Source organism: Novosphingobium sp. (assembly GCF_965229225.1).
Lineage (GTDB): Bacteria > Pseudomonadota > Alphaproteobacteria > Sphingomonadales > Sphingomonadaceae > Novosphingobium.
Genome location: NZ_OZ245867.1, coordinates 2216873 through 2241902 on the forward strand (window position 1 = coordinate 2216873; position 25030 = coordinate 2241902).

The following is a 25030-nucleotide window of genomic DNA, read 5'->3' on the forward strand; positions in this document are numbered from 1 at the left end:
GCTTACTGCGACTTGCCGAAAAGGCGGGCGAGGCCGGTCCGTGGCCGCGCTCTGGTCTGCGTTGAAGCGGCGACCATCTCTCCATCGTCGATCCGGATTGCATCGCGCGTCGCAGCCGCACGGATCGCATCGACGGTCATGTCCGCCTCGACCGCCGTGGCGAACGTGCTGCGCGTGGCCTTGTCACCGGCAGCGACGTGCCGTGCGAAATGCTCGATCTGGGCGGAGTATTCTTCGCCGCGCAGATAGTAATCCACCGGCTCGGTCAACTCGGTCGTGTAGCGCACGTTCCAGCCCTGGTTGAGGCCGAGATCGGGCCGGGGTTCACGCATGTAGACCTGCACTTCCTGGCGGTCCGCGATGATCTTCCCCTTCGTGCCGTAGAGCGTGAGCTTGGTCGACATCTTGCGATACGATTCGTCGCTCCAGTTGACCTGCAGCGTCGCGGTCATGCCGTCATCATACCCCATCAGGGCATAGACTTCGTCGTCGACTTCCTCGGAGAAGACTGAGCCCAGCGATGCCGAAAGCACGGTGTCGGGCCGGCCGACGCAGTAGTTGAGCAGATCGAGCGCGTGTGTCGCGTAGTCATAAAGCGCGCCGCCGCCCGTCTGCTTGCTGCCGCGCCACGAGCCCGTCTTGGGGCGCAGCACGACGGGACCGTAAGCTTCGGCCGTCACGTGGTGGATGCGGCCGAGGATGCCCGCATCGACAAGCGACTTCACGTGCACGAACGAGCCCACAAACCGATAGTGATACCCCACCTGGTTCACGATACCCGCCGCTTCGGCTGCCTCGGCGAGCGCGATGCCGTCCGCGGTTTCCAGTACGAAGGGCTTCTCGCAGAAGATGGCGAGACCCTTGGCGATCGCCGCTTCCACCATGGGAACGTGCGCCTTGGGCGGCGTTGCGATCACGACCGCATCGAGCGGCTCCTTCGCGAGCATCTCGGCGTAGTCGGAATAGCTGCGCGCCTTGGTATAGCGCCCCATCACCGACGCCACGAGCGGCGTGGAATCACACGTTGCGACGAGCTCGATGCCCGACGTCGAATTCAGGATGGCCTGATGGGATATGCCCATCTTGCCCAATCCTATACCAGTGCAACGCGAACCATCCGGATTCCCCTTCTGCAATCTCGATTCCCGGCCCGCACGAAGGGGCCAAACCATCAGCCGCGGCGCTGCTTGCCGCCGCCGCCGGACACCCTGCCCGCAGTGCCGCGCACCATCGCACCGAGCATCCACACGCCTGACCACCAGTAACGCTTGGCGCGCAGCTTGGGCTGCACGATCAGGCGGAACAGCCACTCGAGCCCCAGCTTGCGCAGGATCAGCGGCGCCCACGGCACGCGGCCGGAGTGGTAATCGAACGACGCGCCGACACCCACCATCCACGGCACGCCGGCCTCATCCTTGATATCGGCGATCATCGCTTCCTGCTTGATCAGCCCCAGTCCGACCCAGACGATGTCCGCCTCGGATTCGCGGATCTGACGGATCATCTCGCTGCGCTCTTCGGCCGTCAGCGGCCGGAAGGGCGGCTCGTAGATCCCGCAGACGATGAGCCCGGGAAACTGTTCGCCAAGCCGCCGCCCCATTTCCTCTGCAGACCCATCGCGTCCGCCGAGATAGAAATGGCGCCATCCCCGCGTCGCACCGTATTCCGACGCGTCAAGCTGCAGGATCGGCCCGTTGTAGCGACTGATCGAATCGCCCGCAGCCTTGGCTGCGGCGATGACCCCGACCCCGTCGCACAGCGAGTAGTCCGAGCCGCGGATGAACTTCCCGTGGCTCGCCAATCTGCGCGCATGATAGAGGGATTCGGTATTGGTGATCGAAATGTAGTGGCCCGGTGAACGCTCGCGGATGGCCTTGTCCATCGCTGCGAGAATCTCCTCGTGAGGATCCACGTCGATCGGAAAGCCGTCAACGTCGACACGGTACTGGGGAGTGCTCGAACCCATGTTTAGTCCTCAGACCCGGATTTCGGCCGGGGCATCACCCTCGACATGCGCCAGATACCAGCGGTATGTCTCGGCCAGCCCCTGCTGCAACGATACGCGTGGCTTCCAGCCCATTGCGCTGAGGCGGCCGGAGTCCATCAGCTTGCGCATCGTGCCGTCCGGCTTGGTGGTATCGTAAGCGATCCGGCCACGAAAACCGGTCACTTCGGCGATCATTGCAGCGAGTTCGGCGATCGAAACGTCCTCGCCATAGCCGACATTGATGTGGCTCAGCATGGGCTGGGTATTGGCCGCATAGATGTCGTCCGGCAGATCCAGCACGAACAGCGAGGCTTCCGCCATATCGTCGACATGGAGGAACTCGCGCCGCGGCGTACCCGTGCCCCAGATCACCACTTCTTCCAGCCCCTGCCGGGCCGCTTCATGAAAGCGGCGGATCAGCGCCGGCATCACGTGCGAGTTTTCCGGATGGAAGTTGTCGCCGGGACCATAGAGGTTGGTCGGCATCACGCTGCGATAGTCGGTGCCGTGCTGGCGGTTGTAGCTTTCGCAGAGCTTGATCCCGGCAATCTTGGCGATCGCATAGGGCTCGTTGGTGGCTTCGAGCACGTCGGTCAGCAGCGCTTCCTCGCGCATCGGCTGGGCGACGGCGCGGGGGTAGATGCACGATGAGCCGAGGAACAGCAGCTTGCTGATCCCGGCCGCAAAAGCCTGATGGACCACGTTGCACTCGATCATCAGGTTTTCGTAGATGAAGTCGGCAGGATAGGTGTTGTTGGCATAGATGCCGCCCACCTTGGCCGCTGCCAGAACCACGGCATCGATCTTCTCGTCCTGGAAGAAGTCGCGCACATCGGCCTGACTCGTGAGATCGAGCTCGGCGTGGGTGCGTGTCACGACTTCGGCACCGCGCTCGGTCAGCTTGCGGCTGATTGCGCCGCCGACCATGCCGCGGTGTCCAGCAACATAGACCCGCATGTCAGGATTCCAGCGAAACGGGCAATTCAAACCCGTGCCGCTTGAGAAGCGAGTGGCGCTGCGCGGTCTTGAGGTCTTCGGCGATCATCTCGCGGCACATTTCCTGCACGCTGATTTCCGGCACCCAGCCCAGCTGCTGCTTGGCCTTGGAGGGGTCACCCAGCAGGGTTTCGACTTCGGCCGGACGGAAGTAGCGCGGATCGATGCGCACAACGACATCGCCGGGCGATACGGACGGTGCAAGATCACCGCTGACCGCCTCGACAATCCCGACCTCGTCGATCCCGCTGCCTTCGAAGCGCAGCGTGATGCCAAGGTGCCCGGCCGACCAGGTGATGAACTCGCGCACGGAGTACTGCACGCCGGTTGCAATAACGTAGTCCTGCGGATCGTCCTGCTGCAGCATGAGCCACTGCATACGAACATAGTCCTTGGCATGCCCCCAGTCGCGCAGCGCATCGATGTTGCCCATGAAGAGGCAGCTTTCGAGACCTTCGGCGATGTTGCACAGCCCGCGCGTGATCTTGCGGGTCACGAATGTCTCGCCGCGGCGCGGGCTCTCGTGATTGAACAGGATGCCGTTGCACGCATACATCCCATAGGCCTCGCGGTAATTCACCGTGATCCAGTAGGCGTACATCTTGGCCACCGCATAGGGGCTGCGCGGATGGAACGGCGTGGTCTCGCGCTGCGGGATCTCCTGCACCAGACCATAGAGCTCCGAGGTCGAAGCCTGATAGAAGCGCGTCTTCTTCTCGAGACCCAGGAAGCGCAGCGCCTCCAGCAGTCTCAGCGTACCGATCGCGTCGACGTCAGCGGTGTATTCCGGCGCTTCAAAGCTCACCGCCACGTGGCTCTGCGCGCCGAGATTGTAGATCTCGTCGGGCTGCACATCGTGGATGATGCGGGTGAGATTCGAGGTATCGGTGAGGTCACCGTAATGGAGCTTCATGTCCGGCGAAGGCGCATGAGGATCCTGATAGATGTGGTCGATGCGCTGCGTGTTGAACAGCGAAGCACGGCGCTTGATGCCGTGAACTTCATAGCCCTTCTCGAGTAGCAACTCGGCCAGATAGGAACCATCCTGCCCGGTTACGCCCGTGATCAACGCTACCTTCTTGCCAGTCAATTGCTGCTCCCCAAACAAGTCATCGCACATCAGGTCGGTGAGATTCCGCTTCGCGGCAGTTCATTCATGCTGCAACGCAGCTACCGCGTCCGGGTCAGCTGGCACACCTTGCGGGAAAGCCTGAGCGAACCGAGGCCGAAAACATCCATATCGTACGCTTCCCGCGCAAAAAGCAGTCGTCCCCGCTAACGAACGAGAACTGTCAGATCACTATGCATTGGAGTATATCTAAGCTTTCCCCGCTATAGTCAACCAGCGCATGCCGCGGTGCATCAAATTAATACAGCACCTGCACAATTGAACCAATCCGGTGCGAAGTCGGCTTCGGCCAGCCGCTGCCAACCGAAGCTCCGCCACCTAGGTTTGTTCGAATCGGCTCCCGGACCCGGCCCGTTTCGCGGATCCGGAAGCCCGGCTGGTTCAGGTGATCACGCCCTTGTTGGTAACGCGCCAGTTGGTGTTCAGCTGATCGAACGCCACCCTGCAGGAACCATTTTGCGCTAGGGTGACAAGGGTGTTCGAACCCTGCTTGACCAGCAGATTGAAGGCGCCGCCAGCGGGCCGGAAAATTTCGAACTCATCGCCATCATCGGCATCGATGGTTTCCAGCGTCAGCGTGCGGTCCGCCGTCAGGGCTGTCGAGAATCGCTGGAACATGCGGTCGCGGCCCGCGCGGATCGAAGCATCGGCATCACCGCGGGATGCCACGCCCTTGTATTGCCCCGGCACGGAGAGATCCTTGATCGTGACAGTGCCGCCCGATGAAAGGTTGGCGAAGGGCTTCACGCTGTGCTCGGGCCGGGCATCATCGACCCACACCCCGGCATAGCTGAACGCCACCGCACCGCTCGCGATGGAGGTAAAGGCATAGGCGCTGTTGGCGATCGCGCCGCCGCCGGTGATCTCGATCCCGTGATTGCGTGCCTTCACAACGGCCCCGTCGATCAGGTTGAAGCCATTCAGCGTCGCCATGGCGATCTTGCCGCCGTCGAAGACCAGCGACGTCGAAACGTTCATCGACGAAGGGCCGCGGACCGTCGTATTGATGTACTCGGTCATGCAGCCGGAATTGCCCGATGCGTTGCCGGGCCAGCCGGCACTGCTCGTGCTCATGTCCACTTCCGAGTTGTGCAACGATACGAAGTTCCAGCCGGCTCCGCTGTAGACCATGTTGTGCACCAGCGAATTGCGGATATTCACCTTGTGCGTGCCCGATCCGCTGAAGGCCGTGCCGGCGAACGAAATGAGCGAGTTGCCTGCATTGGGCGCACCGACAAGCGTGCTGCGATGGCGGAAATTGGTGATCTCGAGCCGGCTGTTGCGCGCGGCCACAACGCTGTAGCGCACCCCCACCTGCAGGTCGGTTTCCAGGCCGTCGATCGTGACATTGGTGCCGCGCACCTGCACGGCGCAGTTGAGTCCGCTGCTTGGCTGGCCCGGATCCTCATTGTGGGTGCCGTACGCCTTGATGTTCTCGAAGCGCACCTGGTCGCTGTGGGTATGGGTGTCCCAGGTGGCCGCGCTGCACGAGATGCCTTCGCCGGTCACCGCAATGCGCCTGACCACGCCGCCGCTGAAAGTCAGGGGCTGCGTCAATCCGGTCGCCGTCCCGACAATGATGTCCGAATAGGCATGGCGGACGTTGCGCGCATGCACCTCGATCTTGCAGTCCGTCGTCGCTGCAGCAGCGCACACGCCATAGCCGAACGAGTTGTTGGCCTCATCATCCCGCAGATCGCGAACTTTGGCGCGCACCCGCCCGCCCATGCAGGAAAGCAGCATCACGCCGCGCGAGGAATTGCTGTCGATCCGCACGTCGATATCCGGGCCCACATAGCCTTCCACGCGAACGAGGTCGCGCGTGGTGCTCTGCTCGCCCTTGATGTTGAGGTTGAGGACGCACAGGTTGTCGCCAAGCTTGGCCACGAACCCGGCGGCGCTGTAGAGGTTCCATTCGCCGAGAACCCGGTCGAGAAAGACCGTGTTTCCGCCCGACTTGGCCAGCACCATCGCGATTTCGGCAAGGTTGGTGTAGTTCGTCGTGCTCACGCCATTGAAATACGCGAACGTGTTGTTCACGCTGTCAGAGAGATAGACGTGATCCCCCGCCGCAAGGGCTGCGTATGTCGCCGCGTCCACCGTTAGCGCGGTCACGAAGCTGCCGGTCGACGCTGGCCATTGCGCCAGCGCAGGGGCCGCCGTCCACGATCCGACAGCGGTAAAGCTGTTGCGCGCGCGAAAGCCGTTTGCACTGCCCATGAAATTGATCAGCGCGTCGTCCGCGCACGAGATGGCGCAGTATCCGTTGATCGTCGACCAACCGGTGATGTTGATGCTGCGGTCGATCAGCAGCGGGCGGCGGAGGCTGTTCATCTGCGCGATCGCGTTCGCAAGACCGGCTGTCTCATTGGGAAGAATGGTGCCGCCCAGCATGCTGGTGAGCCGGATCGGATTGGGATCGCCCGTTCTGACGAAAGCGGCGGTAGCGATGGATCGGCTGATCATGTCCGTGGGCATTTGCGGCTCCTCTGGCGGGCGCTGGCGCGCAGCGCGCGCGGGTCGTTCCGGCATGACGCGGCCCGCCGGCGCGCGCAGCGGCGCGCCGGTCGGTTCAATGCCGGTTCGATGTTGGCTTGGTGGATCAAAAGATGCGCGGGGCCGGTGCCCCGGCAGGGATGCTACTGCGCGAGGCGGTACGTGACCGTTCCGGATTGCAGCGCGACATCGAGATAAAGGCCGGCTGCGGCCTCGGCCTCCTCCCAGACGGGTTCGCACACGTTGGCCGAGTATTGCCCCCAGGTGCGGCCACCCATCGTCACCGGCAGGCGCGTTGTTCCCCCGTCGACGGAGCGCAGCAGAGACACGGTCCCAGTCCAGGATCCGGACAGCGAGAGCACGACCGGTTGGCCGGCAGCCGGAGCGAATGGCCCGAAAGTGGCACTGGAGGAAGTTGTTCCGCCGAGCGGCGCGGGCTTGTTGGCCACCACCGGGGTTACCGGCAGCGGAGAGCCATTGGCGACAATCTGCGCGCCGCTTGCACCATCGGAGAAGCTCACCGCGAAGGTTGGGGTATATCCGGCGGGCGAAATGACATCGTTGGGCATCGGCGACTCCAGATTGTGCATTGGACAGATCGGGAGATAACCTATTTGGTACATTATTGCAAGTCTGTTAACCATTGCGTATTACTACCCCGCACCGTAGCCTGCCCCTGGCGCGTTTTTCCGCACCCGGATTCCGGTCCCGAACAAGGGTCGAACAAGGGTATGCAGCTGAGTGGCAAAGCCAGACGCCTTCACCACTTCAGAGAAAGCCTACCGCTGCAGAGCGCTCCTGGATTGCGGTCGCAAGCCAAACGGACGCGGTCCTGCCCGTTCGCCACAGTGGTTCGTGCTGGTGGGACAATCCAACGAGCTCTTCGCAATCGCAAAAGCGAATCCGGGCCCGATATGGCATGCTGCGTCAAGCCGAACGAACAGCAGCCAAGCTTTGGTCAGACCCGTTGCCGGCTTTACTTCGGAACGCTGAAGCTTCCGCTCACCCGGCCACCCGAACGCGCAGGCTCGCCCGACGCGGCAGCCGACATGCCGCCGGACGAGCGTCCGTCGATATTCGAGATACCCGTATTGAGGTCGATCACCAGCCGCCCGCCATTCAGCGTATCGGAACCGCGCCGCAGCGCGACGTTGCCGGCCATCGTGATGATCTTGGCGTTGAAATCGTAGACCGCGACATCGCCGCTTGCACGTTCATTGCCGCGCGTCACCACAACGCCGCCAGCCGCGTCGATCCGCTGGATCTGCAGGCTGCCCGCGTCGGTATAAGCCACCGTGGTGCGCGCCGCGCGCATTGTGAGACCCGCCTGCGTGATATCGACGTTGCCCGAAAGCACGACCCGGTTCTGCTTGTCCTGCAACTCGATCCGGTCGGCCGCATAGTTCACCGGCGCCTTGCTGTTGTGCGCGGCAATCGCCTGCGCGCCAAGGTGCTGGGCGCCAGCCGCCAACGCGGCGCTTGCCGCAAAACCGATCGCAAGTGATCGCAGGGGCCTTCCGGCCTTCAAGGCTTCGATCAGCGTAGTCATGGCATTTTCAGCTTGCCGGGCTCCATCGTCAGGCGGGCGTGGCCATCGAGCGTGATCGTCCGCGCTTCAAGGTCGGCGCTTATCCTGTCGGCAGAGAAAGTGCCAGCAGGAATGCGCCCCTCGGCGCGCCCCTGGCTGACGAGGCGGCGCTTGGCGATGTCGATATCGGCCCCGGCGGTCACCATGCGATACCCGTCGGAGGTCTCGAAATTGACCGGCGAGGGCACGTCGATCTTCTGCTTGGCAAAGTCATAGACGCCTTCGCCCGTCGTCAGGCTCGCCGGTCCATCGTTCAGCATGACCCGCGCGGTGATGTCGCGCATCTCGACTTCGTCGCGCTTCTCCGAATGCTGGACAGCGCTGCCCGCCGTGACCGAGAAGTTCCGCCCCGAATCGTCCTGCCCCCGGTACATCGCGCTCACCACGCGCAGGCGGTCGTTCACCATCGCCACCTTGTTGCGATCGAGGAGGAAGCTGATTTCCCCGCGCGGCGAGAATGGCGCGATCACCAGCACCGCAAGCAGCGCGCCAATCACCGCGGGCAAGCCTACCGCCAACGCCCGCACCATGCGGTCGTGAAAGCCGCCGGGCGCCGCAACCACCTGGCGGCGCCCTCGCAGGTTGTCCGCCCCTTGCGTCATCGTGCCGGGTGTCCGGTCAGCGTCACCTGCAAGCCCTCACTCGTGGCTGAAAATGTCGCGGTCGGCCCAGCCGGCGATGTCGAGCAAGGCCCGTGTCGGCAGGAACTCGAAGCAGGCCTGCGCCACGTCGGTACGACTTTCGCGGGCCAACCGGTCGACAAGGATGCCATGCATTGCATGAAGATAGCGCACGTCGGACGCAGCATAATCCTGCTGCGCATCACTCAGGCTGGGCGCGCCCCAGTCGCTCGACTGCTGCTGCTTGGAGATTTCCTTGCCCAGCAATTCGCGCACCAGTTCCTTCAGGCCATGCCGGTCGGTGTAGGTGCGCACCAGCTTGGAGGCGATCTTGGTGCAGAACACCGGCGTCGCCATCACCTTGAGGTAGTAGTGGATCGCGGCCAGATCGAAGCGGGCGAAGTGAAACAGCTTCAGCCGCGCCGGATCGGCGAGCACGGCGCGCAGATTGGGCGCAGCATAGTCGCTGCCCGCAGCAAACCGCACGAGATGTTCGTCGCCGTGCCCATCGGAAATCTGCAGCAGGCAGAGCCGATCGCGCGTGGTAATGAGCCCCATCGTTTCGGTATCGACAGCGACCGGTCCGGGCGCGAGCACACCCTCGGGCAGGTCTTCTTCATGAAAGTGAACAGCCATTCGCTCCGCTTAGGCTTTCGGGGCGGTGGCGGCAAGCGCGGGAATCGGCCCCAGGCCCGGTGCTACACTCGTCCGACGCTGCTGTAGTGCCATCCGGCGGCGCGCACCTCGCTCGGGTCATAGACGTTGCGCAGATCGACCAGCACGCGGCTGTTCACAAGCTGCCCCACGCGCTCGAGGTCGATGCCGCGGAACGCGTCCCACTCCGTAACGAGCACAACGGCATCTGCGCCGGTCACCGCCTCATAGGCATTCTTGGCCATGGTCACTTCGGGCATCAGCGGCGCTGCTGCGTCCATCCCTTCCGGATCGTGGGCAACGATTTCCGCACCGACATCGAGCAGCGCCTGCACGATCGCGATCGAGGGTGCATCGCGCATGTCATCCGTGTTGGGCTTGAAAGTCAGGCCCAGCAGCGCAATCCGCTTGCCGCGGGCTTCACCAACGCCAGCTTCGGTCATCGCCTCGATCACCTTGCGGCCCATCGCCCGCTTGCGGCTATCGTTGGTGCGCACCACCGCCTCGACGATCCGGACCGGGCTCGCATAGTCTTCCGCCGTCTTGAGCAGTGCCAGCGTGTCCTTGGGGAAGCAGCTGCCGCCATAGCCCGGCCCGGCATGGAGAAACTTGGAGCCGATGCGATTGTCGAGCCCGATCCCGCGCGCAACATCCTGCACGTCGGCGCCCACTTTCTCGCACAAGTCCGCCATCTCGTTGATGAAGGTGATCTTGGTCGCGAGAAACGCGTTGGCGGCGTACTTGATGAGCTCCGAACTCCGGCGACCGGTGAACAGCAGCGGCGCCTTGTTGAGGAACAACGGGCGATAAACCTCGCTCATCACGCCGCGCTCCCATTCTTCCTCGGCGCCGACCACGATGCGATCGGGGCGCTTGAAATCGCCGATCGCGGCGCCTTCACGCAGGAACTCGGGGTTGGAGACCACGGCGAACTTGGCATCCGGCGCGCGCTCGCGAATGATTCGCTCAACCTCGTCACCCGTGCCGACCGGGACGGTCGACTTGGTGACAATGACTGCCGGATTGGTCAGGCTATCGGCGATTTCCTGCGCCACCGCATAGACGTAGGAAAGATCGGCATGACCATCGCCGCGCCGCGAGGGCGTGCCCACTGCAATGAAGATCGCCTGCGCACCGGCGATCGAGGAAGGCAGATCGGTCGAGAACGACAGGCGTCCGGCCTGCACGTTGGTGCCGACGAGTTCGGCAAGTCCCGGCTCGTAGATCGGCATCACGCCGGCATCCAGCCGCGCGATCTTGCCGGCATCCTTGTCGATGCAGACCACGTCATGGCCGAAATCGGCGAAGCAGGCACCCGAAACCAGTCCGACGTAGCCGGAGCCCACCATTGCGATCTTCATAACGGAATCCCCACGCGCACAACCAAAGATACGTAGGGGCGGATAGCAAGGTGAGCGCCCCCCTTGCAAATGGTATTCCCGCACTGCAGCAAAACGGCTAGGCCGTGCCTGTCATGACAGCCGAAGCAATCCCGGAAACCTGGCGTCCTGCGCTTGCAGAAATCCTCGCCAGCCACCCCTTGCGGACCCTCGGCGGTTTTTTGCGTGCGGAAGAGGCTGCGGGAAAACTGATCTACCCGCCTGCCGGCACGCGCCTTGCTGCGCTTGCACTGACACCGCTGCCGCAGGTCCGTGTCGTGATTCTGGGGCAGGATCCATACCACGGCCCCGGTCAGGCACACGGCCTTGCCTTTTCGGTCAGGCCCGGTGTGCCCGTGCCGCCAAGCCTGCTCAACATCTTCAAGGAGCAACAAGCCGATCTCGGCCTGCCTCGCCCTGCCCACGGCTATCTCGAAAGCTGGGCAAAGGGAGGAGTCCTTCTCCTCAACACGGTGCTCACCGTCGAAGCCGGTCAGGCCGGTTCGCACCAGGGCAAGGGCTGGGAAGCGTTTACCGATGCGGCCATCCGCGCTGTCGCCCAGCGTCCGTCACCGTGCGTCTACCTCCTGTGGGGCAGCCACGCCCGCGCGAAGGCCGCGCTGATCCGCGAAACAAGCGGCGGCCCGCACCTCATTCTGGAAGCCCCGCACCCCAGCCCGCTCTCCGCGCATCGCGGCTTCCTCGGCTGCCGCCATTTCAGCCGGGCGAATGCCTTTCTCGAAGAGCAGGGTTGCGGGGCGATAGACTGGCGATTGCCGGGCTAGGGTCAGGACCTAGAGCCAGCCGATCCGCCGGAACCGCAACAGCAGGCCGCCGCAGATCGTGAGGATGAGCCCCCAGACCATCGGATAGCCCCAACGCCAGTGGAGTTCGGGCAGGTAGTCGAAGTTCATCCCATAGATGCCGGCAATGGCTGTCGGCACGGCAAGAATTGCAGCCCAGGCGGCAAGCTGGCGGGTGATCACGCCCTGGCGGTGCTGTTCGAGCAGCCCGGCCGTCTCCACCGCCGCCGCCAGCGTTTCCTTCAGGCTATCCATCCGCGCCATCGCCCGGCGCACATGATCGAGCACGTCGCGAAACCAGATCCGCGCCGAAGGGTCGATCACCGGCAGGTCCGCCTCGGCGAGGCGCTGGGTGAGCTCCTCCATCGGCCCGATGATCCGCTCGAACCGCCTCAGTTCGCGGCGCAGGCGGAAGATGCGGCGGATCGTGGTCGGATCGGGGAACTGGTCGATCGCCGCTTCCTCGATGCTGTGCGCCACGTCCTCGAACTGGTCGGCGATCGGCAGATACCCATCGACGATGAAATCAAGCACGGCGTGGAGAACATAATCCGCGCCTTCGGCAAGGTGTTCGGTATCGGCTTCCAGCGCGCGGCGCAGATCGGCATGCGCACGTGCAGACCCTATCCGCACGGTCACGATGAACTGCGCGCCCAGGAAAATCGCGGTCTGCCCGTAGGTGATCGTGTCCCCGCCCCGATCCATCATCGCGGTGCGCGCGACGACGAACAACTGCTGGCCATAGATATCGACCTTGGGCAGCTGGCGCGGGTTGAGCGCATCCTCGATCGCCAAGGGATGAAGCCCGAACTGGCGCGCAACGCGCTCCATCTCCTCGAGCGTCGGATCGCACAGCCCGATCCAGTCGAAGCACCCGCGCGGCAACACCGCTTCGGCCAGCGGCACGCCCGTCAGTGCAAGATCGGCGGGATCCGGCCTCCCCTCGGTATAGCGGCGCGCGGCGATGATCGGCATGGCTTCCCTTCTGTCGCGCTCGCCGCCGGAGTGCAATCGCTGCATTTAATCGCGCATTGAAACATGCTGGCAATCATTCCCCTGACTGCTATCATGTATGTCAATAACTGTGGAGGATAGCATGGGTTTCGAGGACACGCGGCGCTCCGGGCAGCCGGATATCGACGTCGCGATCATCGGTGCAGGGCTTTCCGGCATCGGCATGGCCGCACACATGCAGATGCTCTGCCCCGATCGCAGCTACGCCCTGTTCGAACGCCGCCCGCAGCTCGGCGGCACCTGGGACCTCTTCCGCTACCCCGGCGTCCGCTCTGACAGCGACATGCACACGCTGGGCTTCATCTTCGAGCCCTGGAAGCACGAGAAGTCGATCGCCGATGGCCCATCGATCCTCGACTATCTCAACCGCATCGTCGATGAGCGGGCGATCCGCCAGCATATCCGGTTCGAGACCAAGGTCGTCTCCGCCAACTGGGAAAGCAGCCACGCCTGCTGGGTGATCACCACCGAAGCCGCCGACGGCCAGCGCAGCCGCACCACCGCGCGGTTCCTCTACCTCGGCTCGGGCTATTACGACTACGACACGCCCTATGATCCCGCGATCCCGGGGCGCGAGGACTTTGCCGGCACGATCATCCACCCGCAGTTCTGGCCGGAAAACATCGACTATACCGGCAAGCGCGTCGTCGTGATCGGTTCGGGCGCAACCGCCGTCACCATCGTGCCCGCGATGGCCCAGAAGGCCGCGCACGTCACCATGCTCCAGCGCACGCCCACCTGGTATGCCATCCGCCCGGCGCGCGATGCCATCGCAAACACGCTGCGCAAGTTCCTGCCCGAAAAGCTCGCCTACAAGATCACGCGCTTCAAGAACGTCACGATGCAGAACATGGTGTTCAAGCGCGCCCGCAACGAACCGCAGAAGGTCAAGGACTTCCTGACGAAGAAGCTGCAGGAAGCGCTCGGGCCCAAGTACGATCCGGCCACCTTCACCCCGCCCTATAATCCGTGGGAGCAGCGCCTGTGCCTCGTGCCCGATGGCGATCTGTTCCATGCGATGAAGGCGGGCAAGGCCGAGATCGTCACCGACCATATCGAACGCATCGACGCTGGCGGCATCCAGCTCAAGTCCGGCAAGCGGCTTGATTGCGACGTGATCGTCACTGCCACCGGTCTCGCCCTCGCCATGGCCGGCAAGATCGCGCTCGGCATGGACGGCCAGCCGGTGCGGATGAACGAGCGCTGGTACTACAAGGGCTGCATGTATTCGAACCTGCCCAATCTCGCGCAAGTCTTCGGCTACCTCAACGCCTCCTGGACCCTGCGTGCGGACATCGACTCCGACTTCGTGTGCCGCCTGCTCAACCACATGAAGAAAGTGGGCGCAGACAGCGCGACCCCGGTGCTGACCGACGAAAGCGCGCTCGAAGCGGACACCCCGCTCGATCTCTCCTCGGGCTACATCCAGCGCGGCCTCGCGATCCAGCCGAAGAACGCAAAGGCGATGCCGTGGCGGCTCAATCAGGACTATCTGTTCGACCGCAAGTACCTGAAGGAAAACCCACTCGACGACGGCATCATGCGCTTCGGGAAGGCCACTGGCGCTGTGGCGGCGAAGGCTGGCGAGGTGGTCGAACCGGCGGAGTAACTTCGCCGCTACCCTTCGTCATTCCCGCGAAGGCGGGAATGACGAGTGTTTGGGGACATTGCGCGCCGTAGGCTACGCAATCCCCTCAAAGCCCCATTGCGCGCTCATTCGTTTGCGCTATCGCTCACCCCATGACCCAAACCTCCCGCATCTGGACCGCCGCGCTCATTGTCGTGGGCGATGAGATCCTTTCCGGCCGCACGCATGACAAGAACATCGCGCAAGTCGCGACGTGGCTGGGGGTGCAGGGCATCCGCCTGCGCGAAGTGCGCGTTGTCCCGGATGACATGGCGGCGATCATCGAGGCGGTGAATGCGCTCCGGGCGCGCAACGATTACCTCTTCACCACGGGCGGCATCGGGCCGACGCATGATGACATCACCGTCGATGCCGTGGCCGAGGCGCTGGGCGTACCGGTGGTGATCCACCCCGAGGCGGAGGCGATGCTCACCCGCTATTACGAGACGCGCGGCGGCATCAATCCGGCGCGGCTGCGCATGGCGCGGGTGCCGGAAGGCGCTGACCTCATCCCCAACCGGCTTTCGGGCGCGCCGGGGATTCAGGTTGGCAACGTGTTCCTGATGGCGGGTGTGCCGGGGATTACCGCACAGATGCTCGACGGGCTGACGGGCACGCTGGAAGGCGGTCTGCCGCTGCTTTCCGCGACGATCGGCTGCTGGGTGGCCGAGAGCGAAGTGGCGGACCTGCTGCGCGAGACCGAGAAGACGCACGAGGGCTGCCAGATCGGCAGCTACCCTTTCTTCCGCGAAGGCAAGGTCGGCGCCAACTTCGTGATCCGTTCGACCGATCAGGCTGAGCTCGATGCCTGCGCGCAGGTCTTGGTTGATGGACTGGCGGCGATTGGCCGCGCCTCGGTGCCGGGGGGCATCTGATCCTCCGGCGTGCAATGGCAGCGGGTCTCGCGTTCGTGCTTGCCGCCTGCTCGCCAACGCTCGCACGCTTCGAGCGCACACTGGCAGCCAATGACAGCGCGACGGCCGCCCTCCGCCAATGGTGCGAGGCGCAGCGGATTGCAGCGCCGGCCGAGATCGTGGCGGATACCGAGAAGGACGCCAAGGAAGCTGCCAATCCGGCGATCCGCGCGGCGCTGGGCGTCGGCGCCGACGAGCCGCTGGCATTTCGCCATGTGCGGCTGCGCTGCGGCGGAGCGGTGCTTTCGGACGCGAAGAATTGGTATGTCCCCGCGCGGCTCACCCCGGCGATGAACTCCGCGCTGGAAACGACGCGCACGCCCTTCGGCACGGTGGTGCGCCCGCTGGGGTTCCGGCGCGAACGGCTGGCCAGCCAGCACGGGCGCGCCAAGGAATGCCCGGCGGGGACAGTACTTTCACACAAGGCCGTGCTGCGGGTGGCAAACGGGCGCGCGATCAGCCTGGTGATCGAATGCTACACGCGGGCAAATCTGGCGAAGGAGGCTTTCTGATGCGGGTTCTGCTTACCGGCTCCTCCGGCTGGCTGGGCCGCTTCCTCGCTCCGGCACTGCGGGCTGCGGGGCACACGGTGACAGGCCTTGATGCTGTGCCCGGGCCGGAAACACATGTCGTCGGCACGATTGCCAGCCGCGCGGTGGTGGACCGGGCGATGAGGCTGGGGATCGACGCGGTGGTGCATGCGGCGGCGCTGCACAAGCCGGACATCGCGCGGTATCCGGCGCAGACCTTTGTCGATGTGAATGTGACTGGCACGCTCAACCTGCTCGAGGCGGCACGCGCGGCGGGCCATGACCGGTTCGTGATGACCTCGACCACCTCGCTGATGATCAGTGAGGCGATACGGCGCGAGGAAGCGCCCGAGGCGGTGTGGCTGGACGAGCAGACCGGGCCGCTGGCGCCGCGCAACATCTACGGCGTGACCAAGCTGGCGGCGGAGGGGCTGTGCCGGCTCCATGCCGCGGAACAGGGGCTGGCCTGCGTGGTCTTGCGCACCTCGCGGTTTTTCCCGGAGGATGACGATACGCACAAGCGGCCATCGGGCGAGAATCTGAAGTCGATCGAGTTCCTGCACCGCCGGCTGACGGTGGAGGATGCGGCGGCCGCGCATGTCATGGCGCTGGAGAAGGCACCCGATGTCGGCTTCGGGCTCTATCTGGTGAGCGCGCCGCCGCCATTTGCGCAGGCGGATGCGGCGGCCTTGAAGCAGGACGCGGCGGCGCTGATCCGGGAGCGCTTTTCCGATGCGGAGGCGCTGTTTGCGGCGCGGGGGTGGCAGCTGCCGCAGAGCCTTGGGCGGGTCTATGATCCCGGCCTCGCCGAGCGGGAGCTGGGCTGGCGCGCGCGCACCGATTTTGCGGCGGTGCTGGCGGCGCTGCGCGAAGGCGCGCCGCTGCCCTTCGCGCATGATCCGGCCTATACCTCGCCGCTGGCGAAGGGGCGCTAAGGCAGTCCCCTCTCCCAGCCATCTCCCCTGAGCCGAAGGCCACCGAAGGTAATGGGAGAGGGCTTTGGAAACGCAACGGGCCGGGAAGGTTTCCCCTCCCGGCCCTTTGTATTCAAGCCATGTGGCTGGATCAGCCGCCGTGGACTTCCGCGACGTCGACCTTGAGGCCGGGGCCCATCGACGAGGACAGACCGACCTTGCGCAGGTACTTGCCCTTGGCGCCCGAGGGCTTGGCCTTCACGATGGCATCGACGAACGCATCGAAGTTGGCGCGCAGCTGCTCGTTCGAGAAGCTCATCTTGCCGATGCCGCCATGGATGATGCCCGCCTTTTCGACGCGGAACTCGATCTGGCCAGCCTTCGCCGCCTTGACCGCGTCCGCAACGTTCGGGGTGACGGTGCCGAGCTTCGGGTTCGGCATCAGGCCCTTGGGGCCCAGCACCTTGCCGAGGCGGCCGACGATGCCCATCATGTCGGGCGTCGCGATCACGCGGCCGTAGTCGAGGTTGCCGTTCTGCATGTCCTCGAGCAGGTCTTCGGCGCCGACGCGGTCAGCACCGGCGGCGAGCGCCGCTTCGGCCTTGTCGCCGCGCGCGAACACGGCAACCTTGACGTCCTTGCCGGTGCCCGAGGGCAGCGTGACCATGCCGCGGACCATCTGGTCAGCGTGGCGCGGATCGACGCCGAGGTTGAGCGCGACTTCGATGCTCTCGTCGAACTTGGTGCGCTTGAGGTCCTTGAGGAGCTGGATCGCCTCATCAACCTTGTAGAGCTTCTGGTTGTCGCCCAGCTTTTCCGCGAGGGCCTTCTTGTTCTTGGTCACCTTCATCGGATCAGCCCTCCACAACCTGCAGGCCCATGGCGCGAGCCGAGCCTTCGATGATCTTGATCGCAGCGTCCACGTCGTTGGCGTTGAGATCCTTCATCTTGATTTCGGCGACTTCGCCGAGCTGCGCACGGGTGATCTTGCCCGCAGAGACCTTGCCGGGCTCCTTCGAGCCGGACTTGAGGCCCAGCACCTTCTTGATGAGGAAGGTGGCCGGCGGAGTCTTCGTCACGAAGGTGAACGACTTGTCCGAATAGACCGTGATGATCGTGGGCAGCGGGGTGCCCTTCTCGACCTCTTGAGTCGCTGCGTTGAATTCCTTGCAGAAACCCATGATGTTGACACCGCGCTGACCGAGCGCGGGCCCGATCGGCGGCGAGGGCTTGGCTTCGCCAGCCTTCACCTGCAGTTTGATATACCCGTCAATCTTCTTGGCCACGGAGGCCTCCTTTCGTCCTGTTGGGGCCAGCTGGCCCCGCAGAGTGAGCGGTCAGACGGGCGCAAGCGCGCCCTCCCGCACGGAATCAGGCGAAGGGCAAGCCTTCACCGCAAGAGCGCGCCATTAGCGGGCAAGGGCCGCTTTGGCAATGGGGGAGGAAGGGGCTGCGCAGTTCGCAGCCCCAACCCGCATCAGACAAACAGGAAGTCTGCCAACTGGATAGACGTCGGCGCGGTCAGAGTGCCGAGATCAGCGATTTGGAACACGTCAGAGCTGGTCGTGTAGCTCGCATCAAGTGCGTGGTAGAGCACGGTGTGGTTCGCGCTGTCCTTGCCCACGATGAACACCCCTTCGCCGACACTGCCGCCTGCCGCCGCGATCAGATAGTTCTGGACATCACCGACGCCGTCGAACACGCCGCCGGTGTAGATGATCAGGTCCTTGCCGGTGATATCGGTGGCAGTGGATCCGGTGGCGAGGCGCTGATCAAACAAGGCGCCGTTGAAGTCGAACGCGCTTGCCGCGAAGCGCAGATCGTCAGCGGAAGCGAGGAAGTCGGTGATGGTGTCAGTGTAACCGTCGCGCGTTTGCCATCCGAACACGTCCGAACCCGCACCACCAGTCAGCGTATCTGCCCCCTGGCTGCCGATGATCAGGTTGTTGCCGCTGCTGCCGGTCGCATTGAGGCCATAGAAACTAGCGCTCCAGTCAAGGTTCTCGAAGTTCTTGACCGTCGCCGTGTCCCCGATGCTCTGGTCTGCCACTTGGGACAGATCAATCTGGTCAACGACGCCTTCGCTGTAGGTATAGACCAGCGTGTCGCTGTCAGCCCCGCCGTCGAGTGTCGTGCTGTAAAGGCGGTAGCCATAGTCGATCCGGTCGTTGCCGGCATCGCCAAAGGCTTGCGTGGCATCGGACCAATAGCTCTCGTTGGCTGATTTCAGCGTGTCATTGCCGCCATTGCCGTGAATAACGCTGGCATAGTTGACACCGATGATCGTCTCGTTGCCACCAGCTCCGTTAACGGCAACGGTATCGAGAAGATCCATGTAACTCCAGCCGGCTGCCGACAGATTGACCGTCGTGCCTGACGCCACGTTGATGATGAATGCCTCGGCAGTCGTGCCGTAGTAGCCCCCGTTGGCATAGAAGGTGCCAATCCCGGCCGCCTGCGCACCGGTGAGGGTGATAGTCATGCCCTGTTCGAGATAGTTGCCCTGCGCATCCTGCGCATTGGCATTGAGGGTCTCGATGTTCTGCACCGTACCGACGCTGAAGTCCGTCGTCCCGCGGACGAAGAGCTGGTCGTAGTCGCCTTGCCCGTTGATCGTTTCGCCCGCGACGAAATCGCCGGAATTGATGTAGAAATTGTCCTGCCCGATGCCACCGATCAAGGTATCGGCCCCGCCGTTGCCGATGATCTCCGCACCGGCAGCCCCAGCGGTGAGCGTATCGGCAGCACTGCCGCCATAGATGTTGCTGCGAACATCGGCACGGCCGCTCACAGTCACTGCAGCAGTCGCACCGGATGCATCGACATGCTCGAACCCACTGACCGAGACCGTATCGCCGCTGGTCTGGTCGGCATTGTTGAGGAACATCGTCGCCGCACCGAACACCTTCAGCGTATCGGTATCCGCCCCGCCCTTGATGCTGCTCGCGGTGCTGCGATAAGTGATCAGGTCGTCGCCGGCCCGGCCGTCGATGACGTCGAGCCCGGCACCGCCGTCAATGATATCGCCGACCGAGCTGCCGAGGATGGTGTTCGCCGCGCTGCTGCCAGTGGCTGTGAGGCCATAGAAGCTGGTGCTCCAGTCAAGGTTCTCGAAGTTCCTGACCGTGACGGCATCGCCGATGGTCTGGTCCGTCGCCGAAGTGAGGTCGATCAGATCGGCGTTGCCGGCGGCGTAGCTGTAAACCAGTGTGTCGCTATCGGCTCCGCCGTCGAGCGTAGTGCTCAAATAGGGGTAGCCATAGTCGATGCGATCATTGCCGGAATCGCCGAACACTTGCGTGCCGTCATACCAGTAGCCGTAGGACGGCGCTGTCTTGATCGTGTCGTTGCCGCCGTTGCCGTGGATGACACTGACGAAGGTCGGCCCGGTAATCGTCTCGTTCCCACCTGCGCCGTTGATGGCGAGGGTATCGGTTGCGTCGAATTGGTAAAAGGTGATGGCTGACAGATCGACGGTCGTACCCGATGCCACGTTGACGATGAATGTTTCGGTCGTGCCGTTATAGAAGCCGTTCGCGTAGATGTACTGGAACCCGGCCGCCTGCGCGCCGGTGAGCGTCACTGTCACCCCCTGATTGAGCAGATTGCCGTTGGCGTCGGCCGCAATGGCAAGAAGCGTTTCGACGTTCGAGATCGTGCCGCCTGAAAGGTTCATCGTCGCGCGGACAAACAACTGGTCGTAATCGCCGCTGCCAGCCCCATTGATCGATTCGCCTGCGGCAAAATCACCGGCATTCAGGTAGAAGTAGTCGTTCCCAGCCCCACCGACCAGCGTGTCAGCCCCGCCATTGCCGGTGATATCCGCACCGAAAGCGCCTGCGGTCAGCGTGTCAGCCGCGCTGCCGCCAATCAGCACGCTGCGCAGATCGTTGCGCCCGATCGCCGTGAACGACACCGCCGATGCCGATCCATCGACGTTCTCGAACCCGCTGACCACAGCGGTATCACCGCTGGACTGATCACCGTTGTTGAGGTTGATCGTCGCCGCGCCAACAACCCGCAGGGTATCGGTATCGGCGCCGCCGTTGATGGTGCTGGCCGTACCGCGATAGGTTATGATGTCGTCCTGATTGCCACCCGTCACCACATCGAGGCCAGCCCCGCCGTCGATCCAGTCACTGCCATCGCCGCCCGCGATCACGTCGGCACCCGAGCCGCCGATGAGACGGTTGTCGTAAGAGTCACCCGTCAGGCTCACGCCGGCCACCAGCGCCGAGGCATTGACGTTCTGGAATCCCGAGACAAAGACGGCGTCGCCCGATGTCTGGTCGGCATTGCCCAGATTGACCGTTGCGGCAGCCGCCAGAACCAGCGTGTCGTTCTGCACCGCATCGTAGGTAAAGCCCTCGTAGTAGGCATTCACCTCGACCTCGGTGCCGCGATACGTGATCGTATCCGCGCCATCGTTGCCAAAGACACTGTCGGCACCGCCATTGCCATCGAGCACGTCGTCGGAATACGACCCGTTGATCACGTTGGCGCCGCTGCTGCCCTTCACGATGCCCCCGGTGAAGCCGGAGCTGCTGTAGCCGGTGTTCGGATCGTAGGCCTGCAACAGGTTGACGTTCTCGAAGCCGGTCGTGTTGGCGGTGTCACCAAGGCTCTGATCCACCTGGCTCAGATCGAAGCTGCCGCCGCTCACCGAAATCAGCGTATCGTTGTCGGCCCCGCCGGACACCACGGCATCACCTGCATGCCACACGATGCTGTCGTTGCCCGCGCCGCCGTTCGAGGTGTTGGAACCACCGAAGGCTTCGATGAAATCGTTGCCGCCGTTGCCGTTGATCGTATCGTTGCCGCTGCCGCCAAAGAGGCTGTCATCCTGCGCGTTGCCATTCGCGGTCTGCCCGCCAGCGCCGAGATTGAGATAGTAGCGGTTGGTCGCAGTCTGGCCGTTGATCGTCAGGCCCGCCGTATCGTTGGCCACGAAGTAGATCGTGTAGCCGCCACCCGTGATCGTATCGACAAAGTTGACGACCTCGAACCCGGTGACCGCCGCGCTCATCACGACCGAACTGCCGTAGTAGTTATCGATCTCGATCGTATCGGTGCCCGTGCCGCCCGAAAGCGATGCAGGCGCATTGAAGAAGCCGCTGAGCACCTTGAGCGTATCGTTGCCCGCGCCGAGCGTGCCGCTGAGCTTGCCTGCAGCCGGACCGGCGTAGACGCCGAAGCCGGAATCATAGGCGCTGAGGGTCATCGTATCGTTGCCATCGCCGAGATTGACCTGCACCGCACTGTCCGCGTTCGCAACGCGGGAAATATTGAGCGTATCGACGCCCGTGCCCGCAGTGATCGAAATGCTCGTTCCCTGCGCGGTGCTGATGATGTCGTCGTCGAGCAGGATCGTGTGGTCGGCGTTGTCGGTCGTCACCGCCTCGATCTGCTGAATGTTGATGCCCGCAAGATCGATCGTGCCCGCACCCGTGATTGCCAGCGTATCGATTGCTGCACCCGTGCCACCGTTCACCGTATCGCCTGCGTCGAGCGCGGAGGCGGCAAACCGGAAGGTATCCGCGCCCGAGCCGCCGAACAGGGTGTCGTTGCCGGTGCCGGCCGTCAGATCGAGCCGGTTGGTCGCGGTGACGACATCGCCGCCGTTGATGAGGTCGTCGCCGCTTCCGCCGATGACCGCCACTGTCGTTGCCGTGGCGGAGGAAACCATCGCATCGGTGAGGTTGAAGGTGTTGGTCCCGCCCGCCAGCTGGACCGTTTCGATCCCGGAGACATTCGTCAGCGCTGAGGCGGCGATCGTACCAGCCGAGGTCAGCAGCAGCGTATCGGTCCCGGTGCCGCCCTGGACAGTATCGCCCGCCAGATCGGCTGCGGCAAAGCGGAACGAATCCGCGCCGGTGCCGCCCTTGAGCACATCGAGGCCCGCACCCGAGCGCAAGTCGACCGCGTTCGCGCCGGTGACGGCCGAAGCGTCGATCGTGTCATTACCGTTGCCGCCGGTGACGGTGATCTTCGCGCCCGTCACCCCGGTGAAGTTGCCATTGACCAGCGTCAGGCCGTTAGTACCCGCCGCAAGATTGATCGTTTCAACGCCGCTAAGGTTTGCCAGGGCGTTTGACGCCAGCACGCCAGCAGTGGTGAAGATGAGGAAGTCGCCGCCAAGGCCGCCAATGATCGTATCGCCGGCAAGATCCGCCGAGGCAAACGTGAACAGATCCGCCCCTGCGCCGCCCTTCAGCACATCGACCCCAGCGCCTGAGCGGATATCCACCGCGTTCGTGCCGGTCAGGCCGGAGGCATCGATCGTATCGTTGCCGCTGTTGCCGAACACTGTGATCCTGGTGCCCGATGCCACCCCGGTGAAGTTGCCATCGACCATGGTCAGGCCATTGGTGCCTGCCACCAGCTGGATGATCTCGACCCCGGTCATGTTCGCGAGCGCGGTAGCGCCCAGCGCGCCGGCCGTGCTCAACGCAAGGAAATCGGTGCCAAGGCCGCCGCTGATCGTATCGCCTGCCAGCTCGTTCGCAGAAAAGCGGAACGTATCCGACCCCGCGCCGCCCTTCAGCACATCGACGCCGAGGCCGGCCTTGATATCGACGGCATTGGCGCCGGTGAGGGCCGAGCCGTCGATCGTGTCGTTGCCGGTACCGCCGTTGACGACGATCTTCGCGCCCGACACACCGGTGTAGTTGCTGTTGGCCAGCGTGATCGAATTGGTGCCGTTGGCGAGGGTGATGGTTTCGACCGAAGTCAGACCGGCTAGCGCGTTGGCGGCAAGCACGCCTGCGCTGGTCATCTGCAACAAGTCGGCACCGCCATTGCCGGTGATCGTGTCGAGCGAGTCGAGATTCGCCGCCGCAAACTGGAACGAGTCGGCCCCGGCGCCGCCCTTCAGCACATCCGTTCCCGCGCCTGCACGAAGATCGGCTGCATTGGTGCCGGTGAGGCCCGAGGCATCGAGCGTATCGTTGCCGCTGGTGCCGTTGATGATGATGCGCCCGGTCGCCACGCCAGTGTAGTTGGCATTGACCAGCGTGATGCTGTTGGTACCCGCAGCGAGGTTGATCGACTCGACGCCGTTCATGTTGGCCAGCGCGGTTGCCCCCAGCACACCGGCGGTGGACAGGATCAGGATATCGTTGCCAAGGCCGCCGGTGATCGTATCGCCAGCGAGATCGGCAGCGGCAAAGCCGAAGAGATCGTTGCCGCTGCTGCCCTTGAGCACGTCACTGCCAGCACCGGCGCGCAAGTCGGCCCCGGTCCCCAAGGTGAGACCCGAGGCATCGAGGGTGTCGTTGCCGCTGTTGCCGTTGACGGTGATGCGGCCGACGGTGAGCCCGGTGGCATTGGCGTTGACCAGCGTGATGCCATTGGTGCCTGCGGCGAGATTGATCGCCTCCACGCCGCTCATGCCAGACAGCGCGTTGGCTGCCAGCACGCCTGCTGTTGTCAGGACGAGAAAATCGGTGCCGAGGCCGCCGGTGATCGTATCGCCTGCGAGGTCCGCCGCGGCGAAATTGAACAGATCGCTGCCTGCACCGCCCTTGAGCACATCCGAACCCGCGCCTGCGCGGAAATCAACGCCGTTCGCGCCGGTCAGCCCTGCGGCGTCGATCGTGTCGTTGCCGCTGGTGCCGAAGACGGTGATCTTGCCGCTGACGCCGGTGTAGTTGCCGTCGGCGAGCGTCAGGCCGTTGGTGCCGGCGGTGAGTTGGACGATCTCGACACCGCTCATGTTGGCGAGCGCGGTTGCACCGAGCGCACCTGCGGTGGTCAGGACAAGGAAGTCGGTGCCAAGACCGCCGATGATGGTGTCACCCGCGAGGTCTGCTGCGGCGAAGCGGAACGAGTCTCCGCCCGCGCCGCCCTTCAGCGTGTCCAGCCCGGCTCCCGAGCGGATATCGACCGCATTGACGCCGGTCAGTCCCGAAGCGTCGACCGTGTCGTCGCCCGCGCCGCCGGTAACGATGATCTTTGACCCGGCAACCCCGGTCAGATTACTGTTGAGCAAGGTGATGCTGTTGCCGCCCGCAGCGAACAGGATCGAAGGAATTCCAGTAACGCCGGCTAATGCGTCAATTGCCAGGGCGCCCGCAGTGGTCAATTGCAGGACGTCAGCTCCGCCGCCGCCTGTCAACGTATCGAGCGAATTGAGATCCGCCACTGCGAATTGAAAAGTATCGGCTACCGCGGTTCCGGAGAACACATTATTGGTCGCCGCCTGGCCAATGAAAATTGCCATGCCCCAGATCACCTTTTTTGAAAATGTAATTGGGCCTTCTTGGCCGAATCCCCTACGCGTTAGGATGCATATACGTAGTCTTACGGTCAACCATGATTATGCAAGCCCGTTACAATTTCGGGAATCCCTCCATTCTGGGTTGACATCGATGTAAGTGA

General features: G+C 63.8%; 19 protein-coding genes. 5 read left to right on the forward strand and 14 right to left on the reverse strand.

The genetic code is table 11. The features are described from left to right. Positions 1-2 precede the first annotated feature (2 nt). From ACO06X_RS10200 to ACO06X_RS10245, 10 genes are all read right to left on the reverse strand, one after another. A complete protein-coding gene (locus ACO06X_RS10200) occupies positions 3-1172 on the reverse strand; it encodes a Gfo/Idh/MocA family protein (RefSeq protein WP_421839801.1) in 1170 nt (389 codons plus the stop codon). Next, positions 1172-1966, reverse strand: a complete 795-nt coding sequence (locus ACO06X_RS10205; RefSeq protein WP_421839802.1) for a WecB/TagA/CpsF family glycosyltransferase — start codon at positions 1964-1966, stop codon at positions 1172-1174. The genes ACO06X_RS10200 and ACO06X_RS10205 overlap by 1 nt, the downstream gene beginning before the upstream one ends. Positions 1967-1975: 9 nt before the next feature. Continuing rightward, complete coding sequence (gene fcl, locus ACO06X_RS10210; RefSeq protein WP_421839803.1) at positions 1976-2944, reverse strand: GDP-L-fucose synthase; 969 nt, start codon at positions 2942-2944, stop codon at positions 1976-1978. Position 2945: 1 nt separating this feature from the next. Then, positions 2946-4073: a GDP-mannose 4,6-dehydratase gene (gene gmd, locus ACO06X_RS10215; protein WP_421839804.1), complete on the reverse strand. Its 1128-nt coding sequence runs from the start codon at positions 4071-4073 to the stop codon at positions 2946-2948. A gap of 420 nt (positions 4074-4493) precedes the next feature. Continuing rightward, on the reverse strand, positions 4494-6590 hold the full coding sequence (locus ACO06X_RS10220; protein ID WP_421839805.1) for a hypothetical protein: 2097 nt from the start codon (positions 6588-6590) through the stop codon (positions 4494-4496). Positions 6591-6751: 161 nt separating this feature from the next. After that, positions 6752-7177, reverse strand: a complete 426-nt coding sequence (locus ACO06X_RS10225; protein ID WP_421839806.1) for a hypothetical protein — start codon at positions 7175-7177, stop codon at positions 6752-6754. 407 nt (positions 7178-7584) lie between these two features. Beyond that, positions 7585-8157, reverse strand: a complete 573-nt coding sequence (locus tag ACO06X_RS10230) for an LptA/OstA family protein (RefSeq protein ID WP_421839807.1) — start codon at positions 8155-8157, stop codon at positions 7585-7587. Continuing rightward, positions 8154-8798, reverse strand: a complete 645-nt coding sequence (locus ACO06X_RS10235; protein WP_421839808.1) for an LPS export ABC transporter periplasmic protein LptC — start codon at positions 8796-8798, stop codon at positions 8154-8156. The genes ACO06X_RS10230 and ACO06X_RS10235 overlap by 4 nt, the downstream gene beginning before the upstream one ends. A gap of 36 nt (positions 8799-8834) precedes the next feature. Next, positions 8835-9452 (reverse strand): ribonuclease D, encoded by a 618-nt coding sequence (locus tag ACO06X_RS10240; protein WP_421839809.1) that lies wholly within the window; start codon positions 9450-9452, stop codon positions 8835-8837. Positions 9453-9514: 62 nt separating this feature from the next. Further along, positions 9515-10831, reverse strand: a complete 1317-nt coding sequence (locus ACO06X_RS10245) for a UDP-glucose dehydrogenase family protein (RefSeq protein ID WP_298168659.1) — start codon at positions 10829-10831, stop codon at positions 9515-9517. Between the two features lie 113 nt (positions 10832-10944). On the opposite strand from ACO06X_RS10245, the gene ung reads away from it, so the two are divergent. Beyond that, positions 10945-11634 carry a uracil-DNA glycosylase gene (ung, locus tag ACO06X_RS10250; RefSeq protein WP_421839810.1) on the forward strand — a complete coding sequence of 230 codons (690 nt, stop codon included), beginning with the start codon at positions 10945-10947 and terminating at the stop codon, positions 11632-11634. 9 nt (positions 11635-11643) lie between these two features. Here ung and ACO06X_RS10255 read toward each other — a convergent pair whose 3' ends face one another. Then, positions 11644-12627: a magnesium and cobalt transport protein CorA gene (locus tag ACO06X_RS10255; RefSeq protein ID WP_421839811.1), complete on the reverse strand. Its 984-nt coding sequence runs from the start codon at positions 12625-12627 to the stop codon at positions 11644-11646. 121 nt (positions 12628-12748) lie between these two features. Between ACO06X_RS10255 and ACO06X_RS10260 the strand changes: the two genes are divergently transcribed. The 4 genes from ACO06X_RS10260 (at position 12749) to ACO06X_RS10275 (ending at position 16672) form a co-directional block, all read left to right on the forward strand. Then, positions 12749-14275: a flavin-containing monooxygenase gene (locus ACO06X_RS10260; protein WP_421839812.1), complete on the forward strand. Its 1527-nt coding sequence runs from the start codon at positions 12749-12751 to the stop codon at positions 14273-14275. Positions 14276-14406: 131 nt separating this feature from the next. Further along, positions 14407-15168 carry a competence/damage-inducible protein A gene (locus tag ACO06X_RS10265; RefSeq protein ID WP_421839813.1) on the forward strand — a complete coding sequence of 254 codons (762 nt, stop codon included), beginning with the start codon at positions 14407-14409 and terminating at the stop codon, positions 15166-15168. A gap of 14 nt (positions 15169-15182) precedes the next feature. Next, positions 15183-15719: a hypothetical protein gene (locus tag ACO06X_RS10270; protein ID WP_421839814.1), complete on the forward strand. Its 537-nt coding sequence runs from the start codon at positions 15183-15185 to the stop codon at positions 15717-15719. Then, positions 15719-16672 (forward strand): NAD-dependent epimerase/dehydratase family protein, encoded by a 954-nt coding sequence (locus ACO06X_RS10275; protein WP_421839815.1) that lies wholly within the window; start codon positions 15719-15721, stop codon positions 16670-16672. The genes ACO06X_RS10270 and ACO06X_RS10275 overlap by 1 nt, the downstream gene beginning before the upstream one ends. Before the next feature lie 130 nt (positions 16673-16802). Here the strand turns inward: ACO06X_RS10275 and rplA are convergent, their stop codons facing one another. From rplA to ACO06X_RS10290, 3 genes are all read right to left on the reverse strand, one after another. Beyond that, positions 16803-17501, reverse strand: coding sequence for a 50S ribosomal protein L1 (gene rplA, locus ACO06X_RS10280; RefSeq protein ID WP_298168682.1), 699 nt, complete (start codon positions 17499-17501; stop codon positions 16803-16805). A gap of 4 nt (positions 17502-17505) precedes the next feature. Continuing rightward, on the reverse strand, positions 17506-17937 hold the full coding sequence (rplK, locus tag ACO06X_RS10285) for a 50S ribosomal protein L11 (protein WP_421839816.1): 432 nt from the start codon (positions 17935-17937) through the stop codon (positions 17506-17508). 191 nt (positions 17938-18128) lie between these two features. Beyond that, complete coding sequence (locus ACO06X_RS10290; RefSeq protein WP_421839817.1) at positions 18129-24872, reverse strand: hypothetical protein; 6744 nt, start codon at positions 24870-24872, stop codon at positions 18129-18131. Positions 24873-25030: the final 158 nt, after the last annotated feature.

Excerpts from the sequence above, each read along its gene's own strand:
- ACO06X_RS10200 (WP_421839801.1), bottom strand. The coding sequence starts at position 1,172 with ATGGTTTGGCCCCTTCGTGCGGGCCGGGAATCGAGATTGCAGAAGGGG.
- ACO06X_RS10205 (WP_421839802.1), bottom strand. The coding sequence starts at position 1,966 with ATGGGTTCGAGCACTCCCCAGTACCGTGTCGACGTTGACGGCTTTCCG.
- fcl (WP_421839803.1), bottom strand. The coding sequence starts at position 2,944 with ATGCGGGTCTATGTTGCTGGACACCGCGGCATGGTCGGCGGCGCAATC.
- ACO06X_RS10220 (WP_421839805.1), bottom strand. The coding sequence starts at position 6,590 with ATGCCCACGGACATGATCAGCCGATCCATCGCTACCGCCGCTTTCGTC.
- ACO06X_RS10225 (WP_421839806.1), bottom strand. The coding sequence starts at position 7,177 with ATGCCCAACGATGTCATTTCGCCCGCCGGATATACCCCAACCTTCGCG.
- ACO06X_RS10230 (WP_421839807.1), bottom strand. The coding sequence starts at position 8,157 with ATGACTACGCTGATCGAAGCCTTGAAGGCCGGAAGGCCCCTGCGATCA.
- ACO06X_RS10235 (WP_421839808.1), bottom strand. The coding sequence starts at position 8,798 with ATGACGCAAGGGGCGGACAACCTGCGAGGGCGCCGCCAGGTGGTTGCG.
- ACO06X_RS10240 (WP_421839809.1), bottom strand. The coding sequence starts at position 9,452 with ATGGCTGTTCACTTTCATGAAGAAGACCTGCCCGAGGGTGTGCTCGCG.
- ACO06X_RS10245 (WP_298168659.1), bottom strand. The coding sequence starts at position 10,831 with ATGAAGATCGCAATGGTGGGCTCCGGCTACGTCGGACTGGTTTCGGGT.
- ung (WP_421839810.1), top strand. The coding sequence starts at position 10,945 with ATGACAGCCGAAGCAATCCCGGAAACCTGGCGTCCTGCGCTTGCAGAA.
- ACO06X_RS10255 (WP_421839811.1), bottom strand. The coding sequence starts at position 12,627 with ATGCCGATCATCGCCGCGCGCCGCTATACCGAGGGGAGGCCGGATCCC.
- ACO06X_RS10260 (WP_421839812.1), top strand. The coding sequence starts at position 12,749 with ATGGGTTTCGAGGACACGCGGCGCTCCGGGCAGCCGGATATCGACGTC.
- ACO06X_RS10265 (WP_421839813.1), top strand. The coding sequence starts at position 14,407 with ATGACCCAAACCTCCCGCATCTGGACCGCCGCGCTCATTGTCGTGGGC.
- ACO06X_RS10270 (WP_421839814.1), top strand. The coding sequence starts at position 15,183 with ATGGCAGCGGGTCTCGCGTTCGTGCTTGCCGCCTGCTCGCCAACGCTC.
- ACO06X_RS10275 (WP_421839815.1), top strand. The coding sequence starts at position 15,719 with ATGCGGGTTCTGCTTACCGGCTCCTCCGGCTGGCTGGGCCGCTTCCTC.
- rplA (WP_298168682.1), bottom strand. The coding sequence starts at position 17,501 with ATGAAGGTGACCAAGAACAAGAAGGCCCTCGCGGAAAAGCTGGGCGAC.
- ACO06X_RS10290 (WP_421839817.1), bottom strand. The coding sequence starts at position 24,872 with ATGGCAATTTTCATTGGCCAGGCGGCGACCAATAATGTGTTCTCCGGA.